This is a genomic window from Pseudophaeobacter sp. TrK17 (genome assembly GCF_042192375.1).
Taxonomy (GTDB): domain Bacteria; phylum Pseudomonadota; class Alphaproteobacteria; order Rhodobacterales; family Rhodobacteraceae; genus Pseudophaeobacter.
In genome coordinates this window covers 56,716-82,608 of the sequence record NZ_CP071702.1, presented here as the reverse complement: position 1 = coordinate 82,608, position 25,893 = coordinate 56,716, and the positions used below count along the sequence as shown (strand labels likewise).

The following is a 25,893-nucleotide window of genomic DNA, read 5'->3' as shown; positions in this document are numbered from 1 at the left end:
CGTAAGAGCGAAAGATGCCAAACGGGTTTTTCAAACGTCGAAGAAGACCGTTTCGTCCTCGCCCTGCAACGTGATGTCGAAGCGGTAGACCAGCACACCATCCCGTTCGCTTCGCTTGGCAACAAGGGTGGCCCGCCGGTGTTCCCATTCGATCAGGTTCAGCACCGGATCCTTGGCGTTGGCCTCGACCTCGTCGTCGAAATACATCCGGGTGTTCAGGCCGATATTGATGCCGCGCGCCACGATCCAGAAGTTCAGATGCGGCGCTTGCGTTCCGACGTTGCGCCCCCGGGTCTTGCCCGGCTTGACCGTGTCGAAGCCCCATTCACCGGTCTCGAAATCGGTGATGACGCGCCCCCAGCCACGGAAGCCGTCTTCGACCGGGCCGCCGCCCTCCGGATGGGCATGGTGGCCCTCCGCATTGGCTTGCCAAACCTCCAGCAGCACATCCTTGATCGGCGCGCCCATGCCGTCGATGACCCGCCCCTCGACGCGGATGCGTTCGCCCTTGGCATTCGGTCCCGCGATGTCCCAGCCCAGCTCCTGCTTGTAGATATCGAAACCCGCCGCGCCGGGTGCCAGGCCGATATGCACATATGGTCCAGCGGTCTGCGATGCGGACTCCTTCAGGTAATTCAGTTGCTCCGACATGGTTCAGTTTCCTTCCAGACGGTTCTCGAAAAGTGTGGACCGGCGCCCGCGCAGCACGATGTCAAACCTGTAGGCGATTGTGTCGAGCGGGATGCTTGCCTTGAGATCGAGCTTGGCTGTGAGTTGTTCGATGGCATCGGGATCCGGAATTGTTTGCACAATCGGGCAGATCGGAATGAGCGGGTCGCCCTCGAAATAGCACTGCGTGATCAGGCGCTGGACGAAGCTCGAGCCAAAGACCGAGACATGCACATGCGCGGGCCGCCAGTTGTTGACCATGTTGCGCCAGGGATAGGCACCCGGCTTCACGGTGCGAAAATAGTAATAGCCGTTCTCGTCCGTGAGCGTCCGGCCGCAGCCACCGAAATTCGGCTCGATGGGGGCAAGGTAGGTGTCCTTCTTGTGCCGGTAGCGTCCGCCAGCATTGGCCTGCCAAACCTCGACAAGGGTGTTCGGCACGGGTTTCACGTTCTCATCCAGCACCCGTCCGTGCAGGATGATGCGTTCGCCGATCGGGCTTTCGCCCGCCTTGGCGTAATTGGTCAGCAGATCGTTATCGCCCGCGTCAATATCGTTGTGACCGAAGACCGGGCCGGTGATCTCCGAGACCGAATTTTGCAGACTGATCAGCGAATAGCGTGGGCTGCGTGCGACAGATGTCTTGTAGTTCGGGGTCAGGGCTGGCGGATGCACAGACCGGTCCCGTTGGTAGAACTCTCCCGGTGTCGTCATGATGTCATTTCCTCCATTTCCGCGTAGGTTGATTTGGCCAGCTTGATGGCATGATTGGCTTTTGGCACGCCGGCGTAGATTGCGACGTGTAGCAGTGCCTGCATCACATCGTCTTTTGACGCGCCGGTATTGGCCGTGGCGCGAATGTGCATCGGGATTTCCTCGAAATTGCCCGTGGCCGCCAACAGGGCGAGCGTCAGCATCGACCGCTCCCGGCGGCTGATGCTGTCATCGGCCCAGACCGTGCCCCAGGCGCCTTCCGTGATGAGCGTTTGAAACGGAAGGTCGAAATCTGACTTTGCCGCCTCTGCGCGGTTCACATGGGCATCGCCCAGAACGGACCGCCGGGTCGCCATGCCTGTGTTATATCGATCAGTCATCTAGCTGCCTTTCGGTTCAGATCAGTAGGGCAGGCCGACGTAGTTTTCGGCCATCGCCTGTTGCGCGGCCTTGTTGCTGCGCAGAAATTCGAGATCGGCAATCTGCATCTTCAGATCGAACTCGGACTGGTGCGGATAGCGGTGCATCAGCGATGAGAACCACCAGCTGAACCGTTCCGCCTTCCAGACGCGCTTGAGCGCTTTCTCGGAGTAGCTGTCGATGCCCTCGCGCGACCCGGTCTCGTAGAACGCGCGCAGACCATTGTAGAGATAATGCACGTCCGAGGCCGCCGTGTTCAGCCCCTTGGCCCCGGTCGGCGGTACGATGTGGGCGGCGTCCCCACAGAGGAACAAATTGCCATAGCGCATCGGCTCGGTGACGAAGGACCGCAGCGGTGCGATGGATTTCTCGATTGAAGGACCGGTCACAAGTTTTGCGGCCTGGTCTGCCGGAATGCGCCGTTTCAGTTCTTGCCAGAAAGCCTCGTCAGTCCAGTCCTCCGGTTTGTCGCTTAGCGAACACTGGATGTAGTAGCGGCTGAGGTTTTCGTTGCGCATCGAGCAGAGCGCAAATCCACGGGTCGAGTTCGCATAAATGAGCTCGTGGTTGACAGGCGGCGTTTCGCTGAGAATGCCGAGCCACCCAAACGGGTACACTTTCTCGTATTCCCGGCGCACATCGAGCGGGATGGTCTGACGGCTGATCCCGTGGAACCCATCGCAACCAGCCACAAAATCACAGTCCACGCGGCGCGGCTCGCCGCCGACAGTGTAGGTGATATAGGGCGCGTCGCTGTCGGCGTTGTTGATGACGACGTCTTCGACCTCGTATTCGATGATACCACCAGCCGCTTCCCGGGCGGCATAGAGATCGCGGGTGACCTCGGTCTGACCGTAGACGATCACCGGCGTCCCCGTGTGTTCGGTAAAATCAACGCGGAACATCTCGTCGCCGTAAGACACCAGCGTGCCATCGTGCACATAGCCCTCGGCATGGAGCCGTTCCGCGCACCCCGCTTCCTCCAAAAGCCGCACCAGCCCTTGTTCCAGCACACCCGCTCTGATCCGGCTCAGGACGTAATCCTTGGTTTTGCGTTCCAGAACGATGCTCTCGATGCCGCGAGTGTGCAGCAGTTGCGACAGCAGAAGACCCGAGGGGCCGCCGCCAATAATTGCGACTTGGGTTTTCATGACACTCTCCTCATGTTCTCCAGCATATTCTCATGTTGAAAACGGCATGAAAAATGAAGAAAAGTGGTTTTGAGTTTCTTTTATGGGAAAGTAATGGACCGACGCATCAAATTCCGGCATCTCGACACCTTCAGCGCAATCGCCCGCGCCGGCAGTTTCAAGAAGGCCGCTGCCGAGCTGAACCTGTCGCAACCTGCCATCTCCAAGGCGCTCAAGGAACTCGAGGGGATCTTGGGCACCGACCTCATGGAGCGAGACAGGTCCGGCATCAAATTGACCCAAAAAGGTGAGGTATTCCTGCAATTCGCAGAGCAATCGACGGCCGCCCTGCGTCATGGACTTCGCAGCGTGCGAACAAGTGGCGATGCCAAGGAACACCTCAATATAGGGGTTCTGCCAAGTGTGGCCTCTGGCCTTCTGCCGGCCGCCGTTTCTGCCTTCCTGAAAGGGAACCCCGATACACTCCTCGAGGTCCACGAAGGACCCCACACCGACCTGACGTCTCGACTCAGAAGCGGCAAGCTTGATCTGGTGGTCGGGCGGCTTGGCCGACCCCAGTCCATGCAAGGGCTGGTGTTTCGACAACTCTGCTCCGAGGAGGTTGTTGTGGTCGCCGCTCCCCAGAGCAACGCCAGGTCGATCCATCGGTTCGAAGACCTCGACCGGTTCAGGGTACTATATCCTCCACAAGACTCGGCCATTCGTCCGCTTGTGGCACGCATGTTGATCTCAAGAGGCATTCCCCTCTTTCCCAACCGCATCGAAACCGCATCCGCCGCATTCGGGCGCGCCCTGACTCTGGCGGATCCAAATACTGTTTGGATCATCAGCCGCGGCGTTGTTCTTGGCGACATCGAAGAGGGGAGACTGGTTCGGTTGGAGGTCGACACGGGACCAACCGTTGGTGCGGTCGGCATCATGAGCATTGCAGACGATGTTCCAACACCTGCAATCCGGGCGTTCTCCAGCGCGTTGATACGAGCTGCAAACCGGGGCGCAGAAGCGAATGCAAACTCCGACTAGCCGGTAAAGATCGTCTCTTCCGATACAGTGCGCATCCTCGTGCTCGAGAACCAAAACCGAATTGACCTGAATCAAAGTAAGTATGCGTATCAAATGCCATCATTAAGGTCTGATGATATTCCTATCTTTTGGAGGCAATGCCATGATGCTCGAGAAACTCGAACAAAGCTGCGCCCTGATTCACGGAATGGCCGACCGCCTCGGATGTGATATTCCAGGTGCGGTCGCGAGCGACCCCGTGAGTCAGGCAACCGCCTATCGCTCCGCTGTCCTGCGCTGCAATGCGTGCCGACACCATGACGACTGTCAGCAACTGCAGAACACAAACGACAGGTTGGACATAGCTCCAGATTACTGCCGCAACAGTTGGGACTGAGACCCTAAAGAACGAACCTATGCAGACAAGACGGTGGGCTGGTGCCAAGGCTCACCGCTGCAAATAGACATCGTGGACTGGCCTGAGACCTATTCCTGTGCCATGCGTGCTCCGCGTGACGCGCCCCGACCCGTGACAGTTGTTTTAAAACCCCTTTCTTGAGCTGTAGCGGCGCTTCAGTTGCGTCGAATAGCCTCAACCGCTCTGTGCGAAAACTCACACCCTGCGGGCGCACACACCACTCAAAAGGTATCACCCGAGACCGTGACAGGTTCCCTTGGTCATGGCTTATCTCCCTTCAGTTTTCGCGATCTGGGAGGCACTCGCGAACGCGTCTTCGGGCGCGTGTCGAAATGACGGACAAAGAATGCTGCCTCGATAGGGGTCAAAGGGAGGAACTCATATGACCATGCTGAAAAAAACCCGGAATCTATTGCTTGGTTCTGCCGTCGCGGCTATGGCGGCAACAGGTGCACTGGCTCAGGAAGTCACGCTCAAACTTCACCAGTTTCTACCGGCTCAGGCCAACGTCCCGAAACTCGTTCTCGACGTCTGGGCCGACAAGGTCGAAGCCGACTCGAACGGCCGCATCAAGGTCGATCGTTTCCCCTCGATGCAGCTGGGTGGTAAGCCCCCGGAGCTGTACAGCCAGGCCGTCGATGGAATTGCCGACGTCATCTGGACCGTGGTGGGCTACACGCCTGGCCGCTTCCCCACAACCGAAGTCTTTGAGCTGCCCTTCTTCGTCCAAGATGCCCGCGCAGCTTCGTGCGCTTTCTGGAAGATGCACGAGGAGCACACGCGGGACGGTGAATTCAAGGACACCAAGATCCTGGCGACCTGGGTCCATGGCCCCGGCGCTTTCCACACGTCTGATCCTGTCGAAAGCCCGGAAGATCTGCAGGGTATGAAGATCCGTGGCGGTTCTCGCCTTGTGAACAAATTGCTGGAACAAGTTGGTGCGACGCCTGTCGGTCTGCCGGTGCCCTCGATCCCCGAAAGCCTGTCGAAAGGCGTCATCGACGGAGCAACCATTCCATGGGAAGTTACCACCGCACTTAAGGTTCCGGAACTCGTCGAGTTTCATACCGAGTTCGAAGGCGCAGGCCTCTACACGCTGACTTTCGTCGTTGCCATGAACCAGGCCAAATACGACTCGCTGCCAGATGACCTCAAGGCCGTCATCGATGCAAATGCGGGTCTTGAATTCTCGGTCTTCGGCGGTGGAACGCAAGCCGACGCTGATGGCCCGGCGCGGCAGATCGCTGTCGATAACGGCAACGAGATCTACACGGTCACCGACACTCAGCCCTGGCTCGATGTGGTCGAGCCAGTTTATGCCGAATGGGTAGCCGACATGGACAGCAAGGGCATCGATGGTCAGGCACTGATTGATCAGGCGCGCGCGCTGATGTCCGGCGAATGCGCCGGCGCCAACGCCAAGTTCTGATTGCCAATCGCACCGCCGGAGCGTTTTCCGGCGGTGCTCACCTGCCTGGGGAGGAGCACCATGCATACGTTCTTTGACGGTCTGGCGCGGACTTTCGCCAGGCTGGGTGGTTATGTCCTGACGATTCTCATCGTTCTGACATGCCTTTCAATTCTGGGCCGATCCTTGAACACCATACTCAATGGAGAGTTTATCCAATCGGTCATGCCCGGGCTTGCAGCTGCCTTGTTGAATACAGGGGTCGGGCCGATCAAGGGCGATTTCGAAATTGTCGAAGCCGGAATGGCTTTTGCGATTTTCGCCTTTTTGCCGCTGTGCCAACTGAACGGTGCGCACGCATCCGTCGATATCTTCTCTTCGAAATTGCCTTTGCGGGCGAACCGGCTGCTTCGCGCAGTCATCGAAGTGGTGTTCGCTGCCGTCCTCATTCTCATCGCGTGGCAACTCTTCGAGGGCATGCAAAGCAAGCGCAATTCGGGAGAGACGACATTCTACCTCGAGTTTCCCATCTGGTGGGCCTACGCCGTCAGCCTCGTGGCTGCGATCGTGGCCGCCATTGTTTCAATCTACGTGGCAACAATGCGGGTCGTCGAAAGCGCGACGGGTAACCGCGTGCTGCCGCCCGAACTGGAGGCGGACCATTGAGTGATCTCATGATCGGGCTGCTATCTTTCCCGGCCCTTCTTATTCTGATCTTCCTTCGCGTTCCGATCGGCCTTGCGATGTTTCTTGCGGGTCTGGTGGGTCTCGTCGCCGTGACGGGCGATACCACTATTCCCTTTGCGCGGCTCAAGTCGGAGACCTTCGGAACCTTCTCCAATTACTCACTGTCAATCGTTCCGATGTTCCTTCTGATGGGCTATTTCGCGACCCTTGGCGGCATGAGCCAATCGCTGTTCAAAGCCGCGGAAAGTTGGCTTGGGCATCGAAAGGGCGGTGTTGCGATGGCGTCTGTGGGGGCCTGCGCCGGGTTCGGTGCAATCTGCGGATCATCCCTCGCAACAGCGGCCACCATGAGCCGCGTCGCGTTGCCCGAGTTGAAAGCCTATGGTTATGCTGGCGGTTTTTCCACCGCCACACTCGCCGCTGGTGGCACTTTGGGCATCTTGATTCCACCATCCGTTGTGCTGGTGATCTATGCCATTCTGACCGAGCAAAACATCGCCAAGCTGTTTCTCGCGGCCTTCATTCCAGGCATTCTGGCTGCGGCCGGATACATGATCACAATTGCGATCTACGTCCGTATCAACCCGGCCAAAGGCGGCACTACGCGCGCGCGGATGCCTTACCTTGATCGCTTTCGAGCTCTGTTCGATGTATGGCCTGTGCTTCTGGTGTTCTTCCTTGTTGTCGGCGGCATTTATCTTGGTTGGTTTACACCGACCGAAGGCGCGGCCGTCGGAGCCTTCGGGACCGGATTGATTGCCTGGCTTGCTGGCGGACTGACGCGAACAACCCTTTCCGAAAGCTTTTTCGTGACCGCTCGTGCCTCCGCGATGATCTTCTTCATCGTTCTTGGGGCAGCATTCTACAACGGTTTTCTGGCCTTGACCCAGCTACCACAAGAGACCGCTTCATGGGTTGGAGGGAGCGGTCTGAGCCCCTGGTTGATCTTGATGATCATCCTCGTGTTCTACCTTCTGCTTGGGTGTCTCATGGACAGTCTGTCGATGATCCTCCTGACCATTCCGATCTTCTGGCCAATCATGCAGGAATTGGATTTTGGCTTGGTCTCGATGGTCGAGTTGCAGTCCGCCAAGCTGGATGATCTTGTCGCGAGCGGTGCAGAGATATCGGCATCTGTCTTGCAGGAAGCTCAGGCGCTGCTGGCAAGTGGGCAGGAGCTTTCGCGTGAAATGACGCGTGAGCTTGGTCTGCGCGGTGTGAACCAGGGCGCACTGAACCGTGTCAATGTCGAATACACGGCAATCTGGTTCGGGATCCTTGTTCTGATCGTGGTCGAAGTCGGCCTCATCACACCTCCCGTAGGCATGAACCTCTTTGTTATCAACGCGATGGACAAGAAGACACCGATGGTCGATACCTATAAGGCTGTGCTCTATTTCGTCGGATCGGATCTTATCCGGGTGATGATCCTTGTGGCATTTCCCTTCATCACACTGGCATTGTTGCCTCTTTAATCAGCGAAAATCACTTGACCCCTTGGTATGCCACGCCGAGGGGTCGAGAACTCTGCCTCCTTTGGTCTGGCCGCCGAAGAAAATTCGTATCTTTTTCAAATCCTGGGGAGAACCGGAAATTGAGACCATCAGGCCGAAGCGAGACAGATTCTCTTTACTTCACGTATCCGGAATTCGACGCACCTGATGTTTCTTGGAGGAACGCCGAGCGCAGCGCGCCGGTGGCAATTGTCGGCGCAGGACCAATCGGCATGACAGCCGCGCTTGCGCTTGCCAGGGAAGGCATCCGTTCCGTCGTTTTTGACAACAAGTCCACGTTCAACGACGGCAGCCGGGCGATCTGTATCGCGAGGCCCAGTTTCTATATCCTGGAGCAGATCGGTGCCGTTGAACCGTTTTTGGAAAAAGCGCTAGGCTGGACAACCGGCCGGTCTTTCTTTCGCGGCGACCAGATTCTGGAATTCCAGATGCCGGACAGTAAAGATGAGAAATATCGCCCGATGTACAATCTGCAGCAGCAGTATATCGAGCAATTCTTATGGCAGACCGTCGAACGCAGTGATCTGATTGAAGTCCGTTGGCAAAGCGAAGTCATCGGTGTCGAGGATACCGAGACGGGCGCGCGCCTGACCGTCTCTGACCCGCATGGGGATTATCCGTTCGAGGCGACCTGGATCCTTGCATGTGACGGTGCAAGAAGCCCGATGCGCAAGATGCGCGGCCTGCGTCTCAAGGGAGAAAACTTCGAAGGCCGGTATGTCATCGCCGATATCCGAATGGCGCACGATTATCCAACGATCCGTCGTGCCCTGTTCGATCCGGAATGTCGTCCAGGCGGGACAGTCCTGATCCACAAACAACCCGATGACATCTGGCGCATCGACTACCAGTTGGGCGACGACGAAAACACCGAAGACGCGATCAAAGAGCAGACCGTGCGCGATAGTGTCACCTCCGTCCTGCGCGATATCGGGCATGATGGTCCGTGGGAACTAGAGTGGTGGAGCGTCTATTCCGCCAACACCCTCGCGCTTGATGATTACCGCGACGGTCGGGTGTTTTTTGTGGGCGACAGCGCCCATATCGTGCCAATCTTCGGTGTCAGAGGGTTGAACAACGGACTCGCGGATGCAGCGAATATTGGTTGGAAGCTTGGCTGGGTACTGAACGGCAAAGCGAGTGAGGCGTTGTTGGACAGCTACACGCCTGAACGGCGCGGCGCGACATTGGATGTTTTTGCGAATGCATCAAAAAGCGCGCGTTTCATGACGCCCAACACGCAAGGCTGGCGGATCATGCGGGATGCCGCACTTTCCCTGGCGTTGACCAAGCCATTTGCCGGAGAGCTGGCCAACCCGCGCCAGATGACCGCGTTCACCTATGCAGACAGCCCTGCCGTACTCCCCGACGATCCAGCATTCACCGAAGGCCCCAGCGTCGGCGCACTTATGCCGGACATGCCGCTGGGGGGAGCCTTCTTATCAGACCGCCTGGGAGCAGGGTTCAACGTAATTTGCTTCTCGCAGGAACTGAAAGAGCAGCTCGCTGAGCTGTTGCCATCTTATGACGCTTTGTGCGTCATGTGCCTGCCGTTCCCTTGCGCAATATCAGATAAATTGGGAGCAGGGAAAATGACGGCCTACCTCATTCGGCCCGACATGCATATCGCTGCACGTTGGAAGGAGACCGGCGCTGAAACGATTTTCAACGCGCTACTGTCCGTCACTTTCACAAAGGGCACCGGGCAATGACACAGCAAGAGCTTGAAGATGTTTACGCGGCTTTGGCGCACAGGATTGACGCGGTTGGCCCCGACAACTGCCAGCTGTTTTTGGCGAAACTGTCTCTGCTTTTGGCCTATGAAAACGGCGATGCAGAAAAGGTCGCGGATTGCATAGACGCAGCAGCAGCTTCACTGTCGCTAAGGGACATCTGAAGCGCTACTGCATCGCTGTTTCAGAAAAGAAAGCCCAAAACGACCGGGACAGTGACAGCACCAAGCAGGGTGGACATCACGATCGCGGATGCACCCACGTCTCCCACGGAGTGCCGCCCGCAGAACGCAACAAACGATAGGAAAAGCGGCATGCAAGCGAAGAGAATTGCGTCGCGGGTTACAGGGTCCGCCCACCCAAAGACAGCCCAGAACGCGACCCCCACGACCAGCGGATGTACGACAAGCTTCGTCAAAGTAACAGCCAGGACCCGCGGGCCGCTTCGCGACATTCGAAACTGCAGGATGCTGCCGCCTATCACGAAGAGCGCGACGAAAGGGGCGGCAGAGACGATCGAGGTTACGACCTGATCCCCCCAACCCGGAAGCGAAAGCCCCGTTGCGAGAAAGGCAAAACCCCCAAGGAGACCTAGCACGACAGGGCTCCGGAATAGCGCCTTGAGTGCGGTTGATAGCGCGTTTCCTTCGTGGCGTTCCTCGGCCAGCAGCGCAAGCGTTGTGATCAACGGCATAATGATTGCAACCTCAGCAAAAACGACCCAGGCAAAGGCTTCCGCAGCGCGGCCCGGAATGAAAGCCGATGCGATCGGGAAACCCAGAAATATGGTGTTCGCGGTCGCACCACCCAAAGCAAGGATGACGCTTTGAGGCTGCGCTTCCCGAAAGCCGTACCGCAATAGCACCCAAAGAAACACGACCGACCCAAGCGACCCGGCGGCGTAAGTTACCGAATTGAGCCAGGAGAAATCCGAAAGCGACTCGCCATTGGTAATCGCGGAGAACAGCAGAACCGGAATGCAGGCATTCATGACGAACTTGTTCAGGACCGGCAGTCCCTCTGTCGGAAACCACCCGCGCCACACGAACAAACTGCCGATGGCAATCATGGTGAAGATGGGAAGCATCAACAGAACTACATCGGTCATGGTCTCTCGCCTTAAGTGATGAAAAGCAGGATCGGTCAGGGCTGCATAAACACTCGAAAAATGGAGTGCGCCGCGCTTGAGCCAAGCGCAGCGCGGATGGATCCTTCGGCCGTTTACGCTTCGTCTCGTGGTTTGAATACTCCGTCAAAGAACGCCGTCAGGTCGTCGAAGGCATCCAGTGGCAGGATATGAGCGACATATTGGTCAGGGCGAACGACGATCGTGCAGCCTTTCGTCCGGTCGATCCCGCGCATGTCGTAAATGTCGTCTCCAAGCTTGTGATCGACGCAAAAGACCTTCTCGAAATCGCGCAGGCCGTAACGACCCTTCGCAGGACGCAGGAGGGACGGCATCGCTTCGTAATTCAGCGACTTGAAGTCCTGCTGAAACACAGCGCGCAGGTCGATGAGACCGTCGATGTCCTCGGTCTTGCGCGTGAACCGCTGCACCGGCGAGGCAGGATCGCTTTCCAGCCACGCGCAGAGCCGATCAATGGCGCCACCCGAGGTTCCCACATCGTCCTTCCCCGCGAAGGCATATAGGCGCCAGCGCCCGTCAGCCTGGGCCACATGACCCAGGTGCAGGGGCTTTGCATCGGAAAGCCGAAGCACAGGGGCCGAATGAAACCGTTTCCCGATGATCTGACCTGTCGCAAGCCGCTGATGCTCCGTCTCAGCAATGATACGCGACGGATCGTAGTGCACGGCAAGCCCGCCGGTGAATTCGAGGTTCTCGATGAACTGTTTCTGAAAGCGGGGCATGTCGGTGCCATCGAGTTCGGATTCGCCCGGAGGCGCACTCATCACCCGCGCCCATTTGTGATCGGTCTCGACGAGGCGCTTTGCCTCTTCCAGACGCTCGGCGGAATAGCTGTGCAACAGGCTGGCGTCGGCCCGGCCCGTCAGCACATGCGCCAGCTTCCAACCAAGGTTGAAGGTATCGCCCATCGACACGTTCATGCCCTGGCCGGCCTTGGGGCTGTGGGTGTGACAGGCATCACCCGCCGTGAAGACGCGCGGATTGCGTGTGGCGGTTTCGCCTTCGGGCACATCGTCGAACTTGTCCGTCAAGCGGTGACCGATCTCGTAAACTGACCACCAGACCACTTCTTTCACGTCGATAGTGTAGGGCCGCATGATCCGGTTCGCGGCGGCGATGATGTGGTCTGACGTCAGGTTGCGGTTCGAAACCCGCTCATCCGGGTTGAGCTTGTCGAGTTCTACGTACATCCGGAACAGGTATCCGCCCTCACGCGGGATGATCAGGACATTGCCCTCTTTGGCCGACTGGATCAGGCATTTGCGGCGCAGGTCCGGAAAATCGGAATTGGCGAGAATGTCCATCACACCCCAAGCCTGGTGCGCGGCGTCTCCATGCAACTTGCCGCCGATGGCTTTGCGCACATTGCTGCGCGCGCCATCACAGCCGACGACGTAATTCGCCCGCAAGGTCAGCGTTTCCCCTGCACTGCCGTCTTCTTTGACCCGCTCAAGCGTCACGGTCACTGGGTACTCCTCCGCGCCCGTGTCGATCTCAATGTCCAGAACGCGGAGGCCGTAATGCGGTTCGAGCCGTGTCGGCGATTTTCTCATGACATCGAGGAAGAGCTGGTGAATGCGTGCTTGGTTCACGATGGTGTGCGGCATTTCCGACTGATCGTCGGCGACATCTTGAGCAATCCCGACGCGCGTGATGTGGTCGGAATTGCCCGGGTCGGGCTTCCAGAAGGTGGTCTGGTTGACCCAGTAGGCCTCACGCTTGACCTTCTCAGCGAACCCAAACGCCTGGAACATCTCCATCGAGCGGACATTCACTCCGTCAGCTTGTCCCTTTTCCATCGGGCCATGCTTGGGCTCGACGATCATCGTGGTAATCTCGGAAAATCCCGCCAATTGCGCCGCAAGGCAAAGGCCGGCCGGGCCGCAGCCCGCAATCAAGACGTCGACTTTGTCTGGAATTGCACCGTTTAGAGACCGATCACGACCGGGGGCAGGGGCTTTGACGTCAGGATCGCCGGGCCTGAAGCCATCGACATAGTATTGCATCGGTTTCCTCCACTTTGGCAGCTCGCAGCTTTAATTAGTATCTATACTTACTATATGAAAGCTAGATAGGTATGTGTTAATACCTTTTCGGTTGCACCAAAGAGATGTGGCAGCCATCAACGACCACTCACTCAGGAGTTTCCATACATGAATGTCTATTACATGCCGGGGCATCTGATCCGTCGCCTCAACCAGATGTCCACCCAGGTCTTCTCCCATCATGTGCAAGTGGCGGGATATGATCTGACGCCGGTCCAGTTCGCGGCGATGGACGCTGTGCGTGCGAATCCAGGACTGGACCAGGCCGGCATCGCCGCTCTGATCGCCTATGATCGCGCGACGATTGGCGGTGTGATCGACCGGCTAGAACAGAAGGGCCTTGTCACACGGTCCATCAGCAAGCGTGATCGGCGGGCCCGTGAGGTCGCGCTTTCCGACATGGGCCACAAAGTCTATCAAGACGTGCTGCCGACCATTGTCAGGGTGCAAGGAGAAATCCTGGAAGGCCTGACTGACGATGAACAAAAGCAGTTCCTGCGTCTGGCGGAAAAGGCCCTCCGATCGGCGTCAAATTCGTATTCAAAAACATAGAACCCCCTACGCGCTGCTTTCTTCGTAAAATAACATAAACTTCATTATGCGACTCTATACTTAGCGTTGCGATAGTATATTCTCGTATGTATGCTGAACCTCGTTACAGAGGACCCTCAGCATGCGTCATCTACTCAAGAAGCTCCTCCCCTCGGTCGCAGTCGCTTTGACTGTGACAAGTACGTCGCTTCCGATGCCCGCCCGCGCGCAGACCTACCCGATCGATTGCGCGATCCTTTTGTGCCTGTCTGGAGGCTGGCCCGCTTCCGTCCCTTGCGCTCGGGCTCGCGCCGAATTCATCCGGCGGATTACGCCCTGGCCGGTGGAACCGCCGCTGCAAATCTGGCGCTGTCCCATGGGCGCCTCCTATGGGAGCGATCGGCTATCAAACAACGCTGGCCGCATCTTCGAAGCCTTGTACCGTCCCGACAGCCGCAGACCACTTCAATCCCTGCCAGTTGACGAGTTCGTTCCCACCGACCGGGCCCTCCGGCTCATTGAGGACCGCGCGGACATCGATATCAGCGGACCTGAGTTCAATTTTATACGATCCATCCGTGTTTTTGATGTCCGGTATGCACGACAGCACGAGTCCGGACGCGATGGTGACTGCAACCGAAGCGCGACCGTGGTCCTCGGCACCTACGGAACCCAAGGCGATTTTTCTTGGCAGCGATCTTCCATAACTGCCCTGCCCGAGGCCCATACAGGCCTTGAACGATGGGGCGAGCATTGCCCCGACATTTATCACCGATCCGTCTTCGTGGATTGGCGTGATTATGAAGGCAACTACGGGTTCGAGCAGGTGAACTACTAACAGTGATCGAAAATACGGCGTTCATGACCTGCGATTCGTACCGTTGACGCAGAATCTTAATTTTGCTCATTCAGTCGGCTGAACGGAGTTCCCCACCAAAATCCGAGCATTGTGCGGAGTTTTGCGCACCAAGTTTGATTTGCAGCAACCCTCCGCCCGAAAATCTGATCAACCACAAGCCCTGTTGTCTTCATCCGTACAGTCGGAAACGCTCAACCCAACGCTGATAAATGAGTACGTCATGACGGATCAAACATCAGACCTGTTGGAAGCTGTTCCTATATTCAGACTGGTATGCCCGAATAGCGATGAACTGGTCGGGATCGAGTACCATTGGAACAACGGCGAAGCTGGTATTTTATGGCGTGTTGACCCGATCGAAAATTTTGTTCGACGACCGATCAATGGCGAAGAGGGTCAGGAACGTTAGCGGTTGTCCGCATCACGTTCCAGTAAAAACCGCTCATAATCCTGACTGACCTGCCTCGCCTCATCAAACGCTCGGGCACGCTCTTGTTCCAAACACCGGAAATACGCCTGCACATCTTCTATGTAGGTCTCAAAATCTTTGCCTATCAGGTCGGCAAATTCGGCAAGTGCAACTGGGTCGTTGGGCACAAATGGGCGGAGAGGAGGAAGGCACGCCCCTGCATCAACCGCCCCTGGGAAAACGAGCAGCAATACTATAGCCTGTGGGATAAGCTTCAGTCGCTTCATCTTCATGCACAAATCTCCTACTGTTGCGGGGCATTAAGGTAATTCGCTCGTTTTGGCGAAGGTCCGCCGACTGAACGGCAGACCCATTAATATCGCTTGATGCACAAAAGTATACTTTCGTATGATCGTCACGTCCATGGTGGGCAAGGCGCGCATACGGCTCGGATCAAGAGAAGTGTGACCGCAGGTATGAACTGGGAAATCGAAGCACCTAATGTGGTCACTGAAGCCAGATTCCGCGACCTCGTGGAGAGCGGCTATCGCGCCGAGATCTTGTGTCAAGAAGCTGCGCATAAGAAAGGCCCCAGCTACTATGGGGTTTGGATCATGCGTGCCGTCTCTGACGAAGGCGTCGAAAAGCTCCTTGTTACTGCCCGCACACGGACGGCCTATAACGACATCAAAATCCGCGAATTCAAAACCATCACGGGCGTGGTCTCCTTCCTCATCGGCATCGGTTTCTCCCATGCCGATGTCCCGCTCGAAGAGGGCCAGCGGACGACGCATAAGTTGGCTCCTACCGACAAGAGCGGCAGCAAGTAACCTTGTCCTTTTCTGGTTTCTGGCCGGACCGGCCTCTGCCCAAATGGTGCTGGTCATGGAGAGCGATGGCTCTCTGACCCCGTCCCAATCCCAGGACAGCTTTGCCCAAAACTACAATGACGGCATCGGTCAGGGTTCCGCGTCCAATGATCTGGCAATCTTTGACGAACGGGACGCAGAGCCAGAAGACATTCAATTGGCAGCGCTCTCGCGGCCCGCTCCTCTGCCCCGCGCGGATGTTCTCACTGCCATCGAAACCACCGCTCTGCGCTATGCCAGCCATCCCGGTTTGCGCCGCGCAGAGCTCTCCGTAACAGATTGGCTGGCTCTCTATCGGGCCAATATCGAGGTTGAGAGCGCCTATCGGCAGGATGCGATTTCAAGTGCAGGTGCCATTGGCCTTGGTCAATTGATGCCCGCGACGGCACGCGATCTCGGCGTCGACCCGCGTGATCCGCAACAGAACCTCGACGGCTCTGCCCGCTACCTCGCGATGATGCTCGAGACGTTCGGCGATCCGCGCCTGGCGCTGGCCGCTTACAACGCCGGACCCGACGCCGTGCGCCAATATGGCGGCATTCCCCCCTACCGAGAAACCCAGAACCATGTGGCCCGCGTGATGGCGGTGGCCGCCCGATTGGAAGGATCAAATTCATGATGTCCCAACCTTTTTGGAAATCATTCCTCAAAACACTTATCGGCAATGTCACGAGAGCGCGCAGCGCGGCAGTGCATTGGCGATACCGCTTTTTCCAAACAAGTTGGATTTCAAACCTCTTTGTCGCCTCACTGGCGCTATTCCTGCTCATTGCCGAGCCCGCCCTTGCCCAAAGCATCGATCTCTCCCCGATCCAAAGCTTGTTGCAGGGCATTGTCGATGCGCTGACCGGCCCGCTCGGCGTCGTGATCGCCACACTCGCGGTCCTTGGCGTTTTCTTGAGCTGGTTCTTCAACATCATCGATCTGCGCCAGGCGCTCTGGGTCCTCGTCGGGATCGCCGGTGTTGCGGCTGCCCCCACCATCGTTGCCGCGGTCTTCGCCGGTGGCTGAGCGCGCGCCTCTCTTCCTCGGCCTCGTGCGCCCGCCCAAGCTTCTGGGCCTGCCCATCATGTATGCGATGGTCTGGCTCTTCGGCTCGGTGCTCTTGTTCGTCTGGGTCCAGCACATCGCGGTACTGGCTGTCGCGGCCCTTCTCTACCCGGTGCTTTGGAAGGCCGCAGATTGGGACCCGCGTTTCATCGACGTGATGATGACAGCCCTGCAGGAGACACCGCCCACGCGCAACAGGTCCATCCATGGCGGGGACAGCTATGCCCCGTGATGACGCCCGTGATGCTGCGCTCGATGCCCGCACAATGACGCCAGACTGGTATGCGCGCGAGACCCGGCTTGCGCATATGCTGCCCTATGTGAGCCTCGTCGACGACCAGACCGTGCGGACTCGGGTGAACGAACTCTTCCGGTGCATTCGCCTTGAGGGGATCAACAGCTACACGACGGACGATGCCTATCTCGACAAGGTGACGGCGCTTTTTGCTCGCATCGTCGCGCAACTCGGGCCAGAATTCAGCTATTACGTCCACAAGGTCTCCAAGGCCATCAAACCTGATCTCGACCCGATCCGTGAGGACAGCTTCGCAGGCGAGGTTGACCGGCGCTGGCGCGCGAAACTCGAGACCAGCGGGCTCCGCGACAAAACACTGACGCTCACCGTCATTCACCGGCCGCCTCCGAAAAGCCTCCTGCCGTTCCTCAGCCGCAGCGCGCCGGACCGGCTGAGAGAGGAGACCCGCAAACGCCAGCAGCGCCTCGGTGAGGCCGTGAACGTCTTCCTCTCGGGGCTTACCGAGCTCAAGCCGCGCCTGCTATCAGCCGGATCGGGAGAGTTGGTGGGCTTTTTGGGCGCGCTCAACACGGGCACCGAGCTGCCGCTCTACCCGGCAAACACCTACGGCTTTCTGTCCTTCAACGTCGCCAATACCCGCGTGACGTTTCACGGCGACCATTTCGAGCTTTCCGAGGGCGTCGTGGGCCACCGCTACGGCAAGAGCTTCACCATCGGAGAATACTCGGAAGGCACCTCCTGCACCATGTTCGACATGCTGAACCTGCCGGTCGACATGATCGTCACGCATTCCTTCACGCCGATCAATTCGAACCTCATGGCGGGCCGCATCAAGCGGCAAAAGCGCCAGATGCAGGCCAGCCAGGATGCAGCCCTCTCGCTCCTGGAAGCCCTCGATATCGCCGCCGATGATCTCGAGGCCAAGCGCCAAAGCTTCGGCGAACACCACATGGTCGTGACGCTCTTCTGCGACACACTGGACGAGCTGCAGACCCTCAGCGCGGAGATCGTGAACGCCGCCGCAACCGAAGGCGTGAAGATGATCGGCGACCGGGTCGCGGCCAAGGCACATTACTTGAGCCAGCATCCCGGCAACCAGCCCAAGCGCGTGCGTGCCAGCGCCGTCACCAATCGCAACTTCGCGGATTTCGCGGCCTTCCACCGGACACAGCTCGGCAAACCTGCAGCACTTACCCCCTGGGGCCGGGTCGTCACCTATCTGCCCACGCCGGAGCAAAGCGCCTACCGGTTTTCCTATCACGAGCAGGGATCGCCCGACAAAGAACCGACCAGCGGGCATACCCTGATCATGGGGCGGCCCGGTTCGGGCAAATCGGTGCTGTCCGCCTTTCTGATGACCCAGGCCCGTCGCGCAGGGGCGCGGATCTTCGTCTTCGATTACCGTCTTGGCATGGAGATGGCGGTGCGCGCCAATGGCGGGCGCTACGCGTCCCTGAACGCCGGCCAGCCCACGGGTCTCAACCCGCTCTGGACCGAGACCGATGCGCGCGGCACCGCCTGGCTCTCGGACTGGCTTGCCACGCTTCTTTACCGCGCTGACAAGCCGCTCACACCGGCACAGACCAATCGCATCCAGGAAGTGGTGCGCCAGAACGCGCAGGCCTCCAATCCGGCCCTGCGGAACTGGCGGGATTTCGCATCGCTTTTTGTGTCCACCGACGATGGCGGCGATCTGCACCAGCGTCTGCTCGAGTGGACCGAAGACGGCCGCTATGGCTGGATCTTCGGGCAGAGCCTCGAGGACACGTTCTCCCTCAAGGGCGATGTCGTGGGCTTCGATCTGACCGGCATTCTCGACAGCGAGGCCGACAAGGAACGGATGGCGGTCCTCTCCTATCTCTTCCGCCGGGTCGAACGCGAGATCGAGGACCGCCGTCCCACCATCATCGTGATCGACGAGGCCTGGAAGGCCCTCGATAACGCGTATTTCGCCGAGCGGCTGTCGAACTGGCTGGTGACCGCGCGCAAGCAGAACACCGTCGCGGTGATGATGACGCAATACGCAAGCCAGCTCGAGCGCACCCGGACCGGTAAGACCATCGTCGAGGCCGTTCCGACGCAGATCCTGCTGCCCAATATCCGCGCGCAGCCTGCGGATTACGCCATGCTGAACCTCACGGAGAAGGAGCTCGACGTCCTTCTCAACACGGGCAGCAACAGCCGCCTCGCATTGATCCGCGACGATCAGGGCTCGATCGTCGTCGATGCCGATCTGAGCGCGCTTGGACCCAATCTCACCATCCTTGGCGGCATGGACAAAGGCGAGGCGCTCGTGGGTGCCGATTACCGCGACCGCACTGATTTCTGGAGGCTTTCATGATCCGTATATGGCGTTTTGAGATTTCACCAAAAAATCCTGCATCGTTTTTCGCGTTCGAGCGCAGCGAGAGGCAGCGAACAAACGATTCAAGACAATCTCGAAACGCCAAATTGTTGGCTTTGGCTGCGCTCGGTGCGTTGGCCTCCTGTGCCCAGTACCAGGAACCGCAGGCCAATTGCTTCACCTTCCTCGCCTCCACGACAGCCATCTCGCCTGATTGCACCTTCACGCCCCTTGGCGCACTGGAGGGCGACATTGAAGTCTAGCCTGCCTCATATCCTGGCACTTTGCCTGCTGCCCGGTCTCGCTTTGTCTCAAGGCGTGCCGACCAATGACAGTGGGCTGATTGCGCGTGACATCGTCGAGACTGGCGATCGCGAGGCTGACTTGGCCGTTCAGGCCGACAAGCTTGCCGTGCGCGAACTCATTGCCGAGATCGAACGGGAGCAGCTGGAAACCCTGCAACGCATCCTCGATGCCCAGACCAGCTTCGGCGGTCAGGGCTTGCCGGCTATGGTCTCGGGGCTGGAAAGCGGCAGCGGGGATCCGGCCCGGTCAGTCGAGGCGGTCTATGGCAATGCCGACATCGATCCCAATCCCGGCGGTGCGCAGATGTTCGGGGATGCGTCTGAGACCATCGAGCAGCTCATCATCCGCGTGGCTCAGGAGACCAGCGGCTTTGCGGGTGTTGGACGCGCAGGGCTCTCCCCCGTCCAATGGCGCGCGCTGCTGCAAGCGCTGATCTGGCAGGAAAGCCGTTTCACCACCGGTGCACGCTCTCCCGTCGGCGCCTATGGTCTCACCCAGATCATGCCGGGCACGGCCAGCGATCTGGGCATCAATCCGGAATACTATGACAGCCCCTACCTGCAGGTGCATGGCGGTGCACGCTATCTCGCGACACAGCTCAACACCTTCGACGGCAATATCATCAATGCGCTCGCGGCCTATAACGCGGGACCCGGCCGGGTGTTCGAATATGGTGGCGTCCCGCCCTTTGCCGAAACCCAGCATTACGTTCAGGTCATTCCCGAACGCTACAATCTCTACCTGAGCCGTATCGGCGGGATCGAAGCGCTCGGCACGATTGATCCGGCACTTCTCGCCAATGCGAACCTCTCAATCACCGGGCACGGCGCGGCCTTCTATGGCAACAATTCCCCTGCGGCGATTAGGCAGGCCGCCTTCCGTATTGCGGACATCGTCGAGCGGATTTCCGAGACGGAAGACGTGCAAGAAAGCATCGCGCTCAACACCTATGCCCGAGCCGAACTGGTGCGCCTCGTTGCCGCCCGCATCCGGCTTCAGGCGGCACGCACCCGCGTCCTCTCTGCCGAGGAGCTGGCCCAGGCCAGCGCCCGCATGGCCGAAGGCGCGTTCATGGATTTTACGATCAGGGAGATTGAATGATGGGACCTTTGCTCGTGAGGACGGCCTTGGCCACGACACTTGGGATCGGTCTGCATCTTGGCGCCCTATCCCCTGCCCTCGCGCAAGGTGTACCGGTCGTCGACACCCAGAATATCGCGCAAAACATCCAGCAGCTCCGGCAGATGATCGAAGACGAGATCCTGCAAAACGAGCAGCTGACGCAGCTCCGCGAACAGCTTGCGACACTCACGGACCAACTCGCGGAGCTGCAAAGAACCTACGAGGCCCTGACCCGACTTGCCGAGCTTCCAGAAATCATCCGGACGGAAATGGAAGACGAGTTGAACGGTCTGCTCGACCAAGAGTTCGGGGACATCCTCGCCACGATTGAGGCGATCAAGACTGGGGATTTCTCGGGACTCTCGGGCTCCGGCGCAGGCGAAATCGAAACCCAGATGGACCGGGTGCTGGCCGATCTCGGCTTCGATGAAGACACGCTCTCGGAAATGGCCACCAGCGGCAATCCCGGGGCCAACCGTGTGGCGACGCAGGCCACCACCGGTGCCCTTGTCTCGGCGGCGGCCCAGAACAGCTATGAGGATGCCGGCCAATCGCTCGAGCGGGTCGACCGCCTTGTGGGTCTCATCGACGACATGGAAGAGCTCAAGCAAAGCGTCGATCTCAACACGCGCGTGACAGCTGAATTGGCCATCGCCCTCGTGGCAATGTGGCAGCTGGAAGCGATTCAAACGGTGGGCGATGGCACCGGCGGCGTGATCGATGCCGCCACCATCGCCGAAGAGCAGCGCTTCATGGATTTCACCTTGCCAAACCTCCGGGCCGACTAAGGCGTTTCGAAATTGATCCACAAAATCAAAGATCGGTTTTCGCGTTCGAGCGCAGCGAGAGGCAGCGAAGAACCGATTCAACTCATTTCGAAACGCCGAGCGGGGGCATGAATGGTGGCGAGTGAACAAGAGATCATCGAGGAAGAGCTGGTCTACGGTGCCCTGCGCCGTGAACGGCTTTCGCAGCGTCTTGGCCTGATAGGCCTTGTCTTCGGCATCATCGGCTGTCTGAGCGCGGCAGCTGTCTCGATCCTCGATGTCGATCCGCCCCCCGTCGTTGTCCCCTATGATCCCGCCACCGGCTTTGCACTCCCCGAAGCCTCGGTGGGCGCTTCCTCGGTGACCGCCAACCAGGCGATCATCGAGGCGGAAGTGTTCCGCTATGTGACCGACCGCGAGGTCTACAACCAGCTCGACAACGACCTGCGCATCCGCAGCGTCCTGCGCCGCTCTGACGGGGCCGCCGAGAGCGGGCTGCGCCAGATCTGGAACAGCGCAAATGAAAACTATCCGCCGACCGTCTATGGCCCCAATGCCCGGCTCGACGTGGAAATCCTCAGCATCAACCGGATCGGCACCAACCGCGCCACGGTGCGCCTGCGCAAGCGTCTGACCTCCATCAACGGCACCCAAACCGGGCTCTTCACCGCGACCCTTCTCTTCGAGTTCCGCCCCGAGACCCGCCGCTCCATCGACGAGGTCTGGACCAATCCATTCGGCTTCACCGTCCTCGAATATTCCATCCGCTCCGACAGATTGGAGAACTGACGTTGTTGTTTATAAGATCGCTTATTTTTGTCATTGCCCTGTTGCCCGGCCTCGCCTCTGCCGAAGCCATCCCGCGTGGCGGTCCCAACGACAGCCGGGTGCGCTTGGCCACCTACCAGGAGGGTCAGGTTTACCGTCTCAGCGTGTCGCTCACCCATGTGACCACCATCGAGTTCGGCGAGGGCGAAAGCATCCGCTCGATCATCGCAGGCGACACGGAAGGGTTTGAGATCGACGGCGTCCCGGGCGGTCAGGCCTTCGCGATCAAGCCTGTGGCGCGCGGGGTGCATACCAATGTGACGGTCTACACGAACAGGCGAAGCTACTATTTCAACGTCGAGGAGGTTCGCAGCCCGACCTTCTATGTGGTGCAGTTCCGCTATCCTGATGACGATGCGCGCCCGACCCGGGCCATCGCCGCCCAAGCGCCAAACTACAATTACGGTGCCAGCGCGCGGACCGAGTTTACGCCAACCCGCATCTGGGATGACGGGACATTCACGTATTTCGCGTTTCCAAGAAACGCGCCTGTGCCCGCGATCTTCCGCTACGCGGGCGGCCGCGAGCGCACGGTCAACACGCAAACTCCTGAAGACGGCGTGATCCGCGTCAGCGGCGTGAACCGCCAATGGGTCCTGCGACTGGGCGAAGAGGTGGTCTGCATCGAGGTGATCCCGCCCGCGGAGGCCACCTCATGAGCGATACCGGGAACACCGAGCTGGAAAAACGCCTCGCCGCCCTTGAGAAAGGCAGTGCCCGCGCCCCCACGGCGGCGCAGCGCCGGTCGCCCCTTCTCGCGCTGATCGTGGTCCTCGTCATCGGCGCAGGTGGTGCCCTGCTCTATCTTCTCTCACAGCCCGAAGAAGAGGAAGCCTTGCCGACGGCCACTCCGGACGTCTTCCAAAACGAAGGGGATGGCTTTGGCGCTATCGAGACCTTGCCCCCGCCCGAGCCCGAGGTTGTGTTCGTCGGACCAGACCCCGTCGAGCCCAACGCGGAGCTTCTGGCGCAGATCACCGCCCTGCAGGCCCAGATCGAGGAGTTGCGCAACGCCCCTGAACCAGTTGTCGAGGAAGACACCGCCGCCGCAGAGGCGATCGACGCGCTGACTGCTCAGATCGCGGCGCTACAAGCCGCCTCGGAAGCCGCACAGCAACGATTCCAGGACGAACTGACGGCGCGGGATCGCAGCCTTGAGCAACTCCGCATGGATCTGGAACTGGCCCAACTCGAGGCCAGCCGACCCCAGCCCGCCCCAGCGGGCCCCACGGAAGATGAGCTGCGCGCACGCGAGCAAGAGCGACTTCGCCGCGAGGAAGAAGCCCGGCGCATGGCCGAGCTGGAGCGCCGCGCCGCGGAGGAACGCGCCTTCCAGGAGCGGCGCATCGCCTCGCCCACCGTCGCGTTTGGCGGCACGTCCGGAGCGAATGAAACGGCTCTGACCGAACGCACCTTCGGCGAGGTGACGGATTTCGTGCTGAACGGTGCGTTGCCCTCCACCGTGACGCAGGCCGAGGTGATCGCCAATCCCTCTAACACCATCATCCAGGGCACCATGATCCAGGCCATCATGGAAACCGCCCTCGACAGCTCCCTGCCCGGCCAGACCCGTGCCGTGGTGTCCGAGGATGTCTACAGCGTGGATGGCACGCGCCTTTTGATCCCGCGCGGATCCCGTCTCATCGGGCGCTACCGCGCCGGCGTCGATATCGCGCAGCGTCGCGTCACGATCGCCTGGGACCGGATCATCCTGCCCGCGGGCCAAACCGTCCAGATCAGCTCCTTCGGGGGCGATGAACTGGGCCGTTCCGGTGTCACGGGGCTCATAGACACGCGCTTTGCCGCGCGTTTCGGGTCGGCCGCCCTGATCTCGCTGATTTCCGCCGCACCAAGTGCCGCCGCCTCCGAGGTCCAGGATGAGACTGCCGCCGACGTTCTCGAAGACGTTGGCGATGATCTGGCAGATGCCACGGACAGCGTCATTGGCGATTACCTCTCCATCGGCCCCGTCATCTATGTCGACCAAGGCGCACGCGTCACGGTCATGGTCGACCGCGATCTGGAGATATTCTGAGCCCATGTCGCTGAGCTATCTCGAAACCTCGCTCGACCGGATCGACGCCGCCGCTCGCGACGATGTCATCGAGATCTGCATCAACCCTGATGGCACCTGCTGGGGCGAATTCCAGGGCGATCACTTCATGCGCGCACTGGACCAGAGGCTGACGAGCGTTCAGGTCAGGGACCTCGGCAACCAGATCGCGTCCTCTGCCAATACCACGATGAGCAAGGACCGCCCCATCGTCTCGGTTTCGATCACCTACAAGGGGCGCCCGATCCGCGCGCAGGTCATCACCCCGCCCGCCGTGCTCTCGGCCATGTCGATCAGCCTGCGGTTCTTCTCGAGCCTGCCACTCGAGGGCATTGCGCTCGATTTCCTCTACGGAAAAGAGCGCAAGCTCGAAGACCTGCGCGTGGAAAAGAAGCGCGCCTTGCGCGCCGTGGTGGCTGCCGGATTGATCGATGATGCGCTTGCCTTCTGCGTCGAGAATAAACTCAACATGATCGTCTCGGGTGGCACCTCCACCGGCAAGACCGTCGCCGCGCGCAAGATCCTCTCTCACGTACCGGCCGAGGAACGCATCGTGACCATCGAAGAAGCGGCCGAGCTTTTACCGACCCAGCCAAATGCCGTGACCCTCATCGCCAATCGTGACGCGGAATTCCAGACCGCCGATGTGCTTCTCACCGCCACGCTGCGCATGCGCCCCGACCGGATCATCCTGGGCGAGGTGCGCGGCAAGGAGGCCATGACCTTTCTGGAAGCCATCAACACCGGCCATGGCGGCTCCATGACCACACTGCATGCCGAAACCCCGCAACTCGCCGTGCAGCGGCTCGCGATCGCGGCACTCAAGACCGAAATCCCGATGACCTATGCCGACATGATCCAGTACATCGAAAATTCCATCGATGTGATCATCCAGGCCGGCCGCCATGACGGCAAACGCGGCATCACCGAATTCTACCTGCCCGGCGCAACTGAGATTGGAACTTCCCCATGAAAACCTTTGAATACGATATCTTGTCCTTTCCCATGACTCGTAAGACCGGCCTTTCCGACATGCAGGCCAGCCTGAATGCCAAAGGTGCAGAAGGCTGGGAGGTGGTGTCGATCAGCTCCTCGGAATTCGCCAATGTCGGGCACACAGTGTTTCTGAAGCGCGAAACGACAACAGTTGGAACCGCGGCATGAGAGTGACGCGGTTTCGCCTCGCCCTGGCTGCGCTCGCCCTCGGCCTCAGCCTGACGTTCACCCCCGCGTTCGCCGAGCGCGACCTAGTCCCTACCTTGGAGCGCCGCTTCGATGTCTGTCCGGACCGCCCCGCTGAACTCAGCTGGATGCAAGAAATCCCCCTGCGCCAAGCCTATCAGCGCGTGCTGGTCCAAGACATCTACCGTGCCCAAAACCTCGAGCGGGTCGTCGAGATCGGCAACTGCGACTGCGCGACCCGGTTCCCGTCCTGGGACGCGGCCGAGGCGATGTTTCGGGAGAGCTACGCGAGCGACGAACGGTGGGAAATGCTCGAAGCCTCGGAAGGCTACAATCGCCGCGCCAACGCCGCCCGAACTGCCGCCAAGGCCATCTGCGACGCCGCAGGCAATTGGTAAGGCAATCCCGC

31 protein-coding genes are annotated in these 25,893 nt (G+C 59.4%); 24 read left to right on the top strand and 7 right to left on the bottom strand.

Annotation, left to right across the window (positions count from 1 at the left end):
• Positions 1 to 30 precede the first annotated feature (30 nt).
• From pcaG to pobA, 4 genes are read right to left on the bottom strand one after another with little or no spacing between them, the layout of a single operon-like run.
• Positions 31 to 651: a protocatechuate 3,4-dioxygenase subunit alpha gene (gene pcaG, locus JZI28_RS22025; RefSeq protein WP_009807804.1), complete on the bottom strand. Its 621-nt coding sequence runs from the start codon at positions 649 to 651 to the stop codon at positions 31 to 33.
• Positions 652 to 654: 3 nt separating this feature from the next.
• On the bottom strand, positions 655 to 1,383 hold the full coding sequence (gene pcaH, locus JZI28_RS22020) for a protocatechuate 3,4-dioxygenase subunit beta (RefSeq protein WP_009807803.1): 729 nt from the start codon (positions 1,381 to 1,383) through the stop codon (positions 655 to 657).
• Complete coding sequence (gene pcaC / locus JZI28_RS22015; RefSeq protein ID WP_009807802.1) at positions 1,380 to 1,763, bottom strand: 4-carboxymuconolactone decarboxylase; 384 nt, start codon at positions 1,761 to 1,763, stop codon at positions 1,380 to 1,382. Before pcaC ends, pcaH begins: the two co-directional genes overlap by 4 nt.
• A gap of 21 nt (positions 1,764 to 1,784) precedes the next feature.
• Positions 1,785 to 2,954: a 4-hydroxybenzoate 3-monooxygenase gene (gene pobA / locus JZI28_RS22010; protein WP_009807801.1), complete on the bottom strand. Its 1,170-nt coding sequence runs from the start codon at positions 2,952 to 2,954 to the stop codon at positions 1,785 to 1,787.
• Positions 2,955 to 3,047: 93 nt separating this feature from the next.
• Between pobA and pcaQ the strand changes: the two genes are divergently transcribed.
• The 7 genes from pcaQ (at position 3,048) to JZI28_RS21975 (ending at position 9,880) form a co-directional block, all read left to right on the top strand.
• Positions 3,048 to 3,977: a pca operon transcription factor PcaQ gene (pcaQ, locus tag JZI28_RS22005; RefSeq protein ID WP_009807800.1), complete on the top strand. Its 930-nt coding sequence runs from the start codon at positions 3,048 to 3,050 to the stop codon at positions 3,975 to 3,977.
• 112 nt (positions 3,978 to 4,089) lie between these two features.
• Positions 4,090 to 4,353: a DUF6455 family protein gene (locus tag JZI28_RS22000; protein WP_368072265.1), complete on the top strand. Its 264-nt coding sequence runs from the start codon at positions 4,090 to 4,092 to the stop codon at positions 4,351 to 4,353.
• Between the two features lie 403 nt (positions 4,354 to 4,756).
• Positions 4,757 to 5,803 (top strand): TRAP transporter substrate-binding protein, encoded by a 1,047-nt coding sequence (locus tag JZI28_RS21995; protein WP_009807798.1) that lies wholly within the window; start codon positions 4,757 to 4,759, stop codon positions 5,801 to 5,803.
• A 60-nt stretch (positions 5,804 to 5,863) separates the two neighbouring features.
• On the top strand, positions 5,864 to 6,448 hold the full coding sequence (locus JZI28_RS21990) for a TRAP transporter small permease (protein WP_009807797.1): 585 nt from the start codon (positions 5,864 to 5,866) through the stop codon (positions 6,446 to 6,448).
• The gene (locus JZI28_RS21985) at positions 6,445 to 7,944 is read left to right on the top strand and encodes a TRAP transporter large permease (RefSeq protein ID WP_375700304.1); all 1,500 of its coding nucleotides are present in this window, start codon (positions 6,445 to 6,447) and stop codon (positions 7,942 to 7,944) included. The genes JZI28_RS21990 and JZI28_RS21985 overlap by 4 nt, the downstream gene beginning before the upstream one ends.
• 119 nt (positions 7,945 to 8,063) lie before the next feature.
• Positions 8,064 to 9,695 carry an FAD-dependent monooxygenase gene (locus JZI28_RS21980; protein WP_039965689.1) on the top strand — a complete coding sequence of 544 codons (1,632 nt, stop codon included), beginning with the start codon at positions 8,064 to 8,066 and terminating at the stop codon, positions 9,693 to 9,695.
• Positions 9,692 to 9,880 (top strand): hypothetical protein, encoded by a 189-nt coding sequence (locus JZI28_RS21975; RefSeq protein WP_009807794.1) that lies wholly within the window; start codon positions 9,692 to 9,694, stop codon positions 9,878 to 9,880. The genes JZI28_RS21980 and JZI28_RS21975 overlap by 4 nt, the downstream gene beginning before the upstream one ends.
• A gap of 20 nt (positions 9,881 to 9,900) precedes the next feature.
• Here the strand turns inward: JZI28_RS21975 and JZI28_RS21970 are convergent, their stop codons facing one another.
• Both JZI28_RS21970 and JZI28_RS21965 read right to left on the bottom strand, forming a co-directional pair.
• Complete coding sequence (locus JZI28_RS21970; protein ID WP_009807793.1) at positions 9,901 to 10,824, bottom strand: AEC family transporter; 924 nt, start codon at positions 10,822 to 10,824, stop codon at positions 9,901 to 9,903.
• A 113-nt stretch (positions 10,825 to 10,937) separates the two neighbouring features.
• Positions 10,938 to 12,869, bottom strand: a complete 1,932-nt coding sequence (locus JZI28_RS21965; protein WP_009807792.1) for an FAD-binding monooxygenase — start codon at positions 12,867 to 12,869, stop codon at positions 10,938 to 10,940.
• A 147-nt stretch (positions 12,870 to 13,016) separates the two neighbouring features.
• On the opposite strand from JZI28_RS21965, the gene JZI28_RS21960 reads away from it, so the two are divergent.
• The 3 genes from JZI28_RS21960 (at position 13,017) to JZI28_RS21950 (ending at position 14,707) form a co-directional block, all read left to right on the top strand.
• Positions 13,017 to 13,460, top strand: a complete 444-nt coding sequence (locus JZI28_RS21960; protein ID WP_009807925.1) for a MarR family winged helix-turn-helix transcriptional regulator — start codon at positions 13,017 to 13,019, stop codon at positions 13,458 to 13,460.
• A gap of 121 nt (positions 13,461 to 13,581) precedes the next feature.
• The gene (locus JZI28_RS21955) at positions 13,582 to 14,277 is read left to right on the top strand and encodes a hypothetical protein (protein ID WP_375700303.1); all 696 of its coding nucleotides are present in this window, start codon (positions 13,582 to 13,584) and stop codon (positions 14,275 to 14,277) included.
• 121 nt (positions 14,278 to 14,398) lie between these two features.
• A complete protein-coding gene (locus tag JZI28_RS21950; protein WP_375700302.1) occupies positions 14,399 to 14,707 on the top strand; it encodes a hypothetical protein in 309 nt (102 codons plus the stop codon).
• Here JZI28_RS21950 and JZI28_RS21945 read toward each other — a convergent pair.
• Complete coding sequence (locus JZI28_RS21945; protein ID WP_375700301.1) at positions 14,704 to 15,000, bottom strand: hypothetical protein; 297 nt, start codon at positions 14,998 to 15,000, stop codon at positions 14,704 to 14,706. The genes JZI28_RS21950 and JZI28_RS21945 overlap by 4 nt on opposite strands.
• A gap of 183 nt (positions 15,001 to 15,183) precedes the next feature.
• Between JZI28_RS21945 and JZI28_RS21940 the strand changes: the two genes are divergently transcribed.
• The 14 genes from JZI28_RS21940 (at position 15,184) to JZI28_RS21875 (ending at position 25,882) form a co-directional block, all read left to right on the top strand.
• Positions 15,184 to 15,537: a hypothetical protein gene (locus JZI28_RS21940; RefSeq protein ID WP_375700300.1), complete on the top strand. Its 354-nt coding sequence runs from the start codon at positions 15,184 to 15,186 to the stop codon at positions 15,535 to 15,537.
• A gap of 43 nt (positions 15,538 to 15,580) precedes the next feature.
• Positions 15,581 to 16,195 (top strand): lytic transglycosylase domain-containing protein, encoded by a 615-nt coding sequence (locus JZI28_RS21935; RefSeq protein WP_375700299.1) that lies wholly within the window; start codon positions 15,581 to 15,583, stop codon positions 16,193 to 16,195.
• Between the two features lie 107 nt (positions 16,196 to 16,302).
• Positions 16,303 to 16,587 (top strand): TrbC/VirB2 family protein, encoded by a 285-nt coding sequence (locus JZI28_RS21930; RefSeq protein ID WP_027246639.1) that lies wholly within the window; start codon positions 16,303 to 16,305, stop codon positions 16,585 to 16,587.
• Positions 16,580 to 16,858: a type IV secretion system protein VirB3 gene (locus JZI28_RS21925; protein ID WP_025042451.1), complete on the top strand. Its 279-nt coding sequence runs from the start codon at positions 16,580 to 16,582 to the stop codon at positions 16,856 to 16,858. Before JZI28_RS21930 ends, JZI28_RS21925 begins: the two co-directional genes overlap by 8 nt.
• Positions 16,848 to 19,223: a type IV secretion system protein B4 gene (locus JZI28_RS21920; protein ID WP_375700298.1), complete on the top strand. Its 2,376-nt coding sequence runs from the start codon at positions 16,848 to 16,850 to the stop codon at positions 19,221 to 19,223. Before JZI28_RS21925 ends, JZI28_RS21920 begins: the two co-directional genes overlap by 11 nt.
• On the top strand, positions 19,220 to 19,489 hold the full coding sequence (locus JZI28_RS21915; protein WP_009808061.1) for a hypothetical protein: 270 nt from the start codon (positions 19,220 to 19,222) through the stop codon (positions 19,487 to 19,489). The genes JZI28_RS21920 and JZI28_RS21915 overlap by 4 nt, the downstream gene beginning before the upstream one ends.
• Entirely contained in the window at positions 19,479 to 20,633 is a 1,155-nt protein-coding gene (locus JZI28_RS21910) for a lytic transglycosylase domain-containing protein (protein ID WP_009808062.1), read from the top strand. The genes JZI28_RS21915 and JZI28_RS21910 overlap by 11 nt, the downstream gene beginning before the upstream one ends.
• Entirely contained in the window at positions 20,633 to 21,442 is an 810-nt protein-coding gene (locus tag JZI28_RS21905) for a type IV secretion system protein (RefSeq protein ID WP_009808063.1), read from the top strand. Before JZI28_RS21910 ends, JZI28_RS21905 begins: the two co-directional genes overlap by 1 nt.
• A 111-nt stretch (positions 21,443 to 21,553) precedes the next feature.
• Positions 21,554 to 22,210, top strand: coding sequence for a virB8 family protein (locus JZI28_RS21900; RefSeq protein WP_375700297.1), 657 nt, complete (start codon positions 21,554 to 21,556; stop codon positions 22,208 to 22,210).
• A 2-nt stretch (positions 22,211 to 22,212) separates the two neighbouring features.
• Entirely contained in the window at positions 22,213 to 22,908 is a 696-nt protein-coding gene (locus JZI28_RS21895) for a TrbG/VirB9 family P-type conjugative transfer protein (protein WP_009808065.1), read from the top strand.
• Entirely contained in the window at positions 22,905 to 24,284 is a 1,380-nt protein-coding gene (locus tag JZI28_RS21890; RefSeq protein ID WP_009808066.1) for a TrbI/VirB10 family protein, read from the top strand. The genes JZI28_RS21895 and JZI28_RS21890 overlap by 4 nt, the downstream gene beginning before the upstream one ends.
• Positions 24,285 to 24,288: 4 nt before the next feature.
• Positions 24,289 to 25,275 carry an ATPase, T2SS/T4P/T4SS family gene (locus JZI28_RS21885; protein ID WP_009808067.1) on the top strand — a complete coding sequence of 329 codons (987 nt, stop codon included), beginning with the start codon at positions 24,289 to 24,291 and terminating at the stop codon, positions 25,273 to 25,275.
• Positions 25,272 to 25,466 carry a hypothetical protein gene (locus JZI28_RS21880; RefSeq protein WP_009808068.1) on the top strand — a complete coding sequence of 65 codons (195 nt, stop codon included), beginning with the start codon at positions 25,272 to 25,274 and terminating at the stop codon, positions 25,464 to 25,466. Before JZI28_RS21885 ends, JZI28_RS21880 begins: the two co-directional genes overlap by 4 nt.
• Complete coding sequence (locus JZI28_RS21875) at positions 25,463 to 25,882, top strand: hypothetical protein (RefSeq protein WP_009808069.1); 420 nt, start codon at positions 25,463 to 25,465, stop codon at positions 25,880 to 25,882. Before JZI28_RS21880 ends, JZI28_RS21875 begins: the two co-directional genes overlap by 4 nt.
• Positions 25,883 to 25,893: the final 11 nt, after the last annotated feature.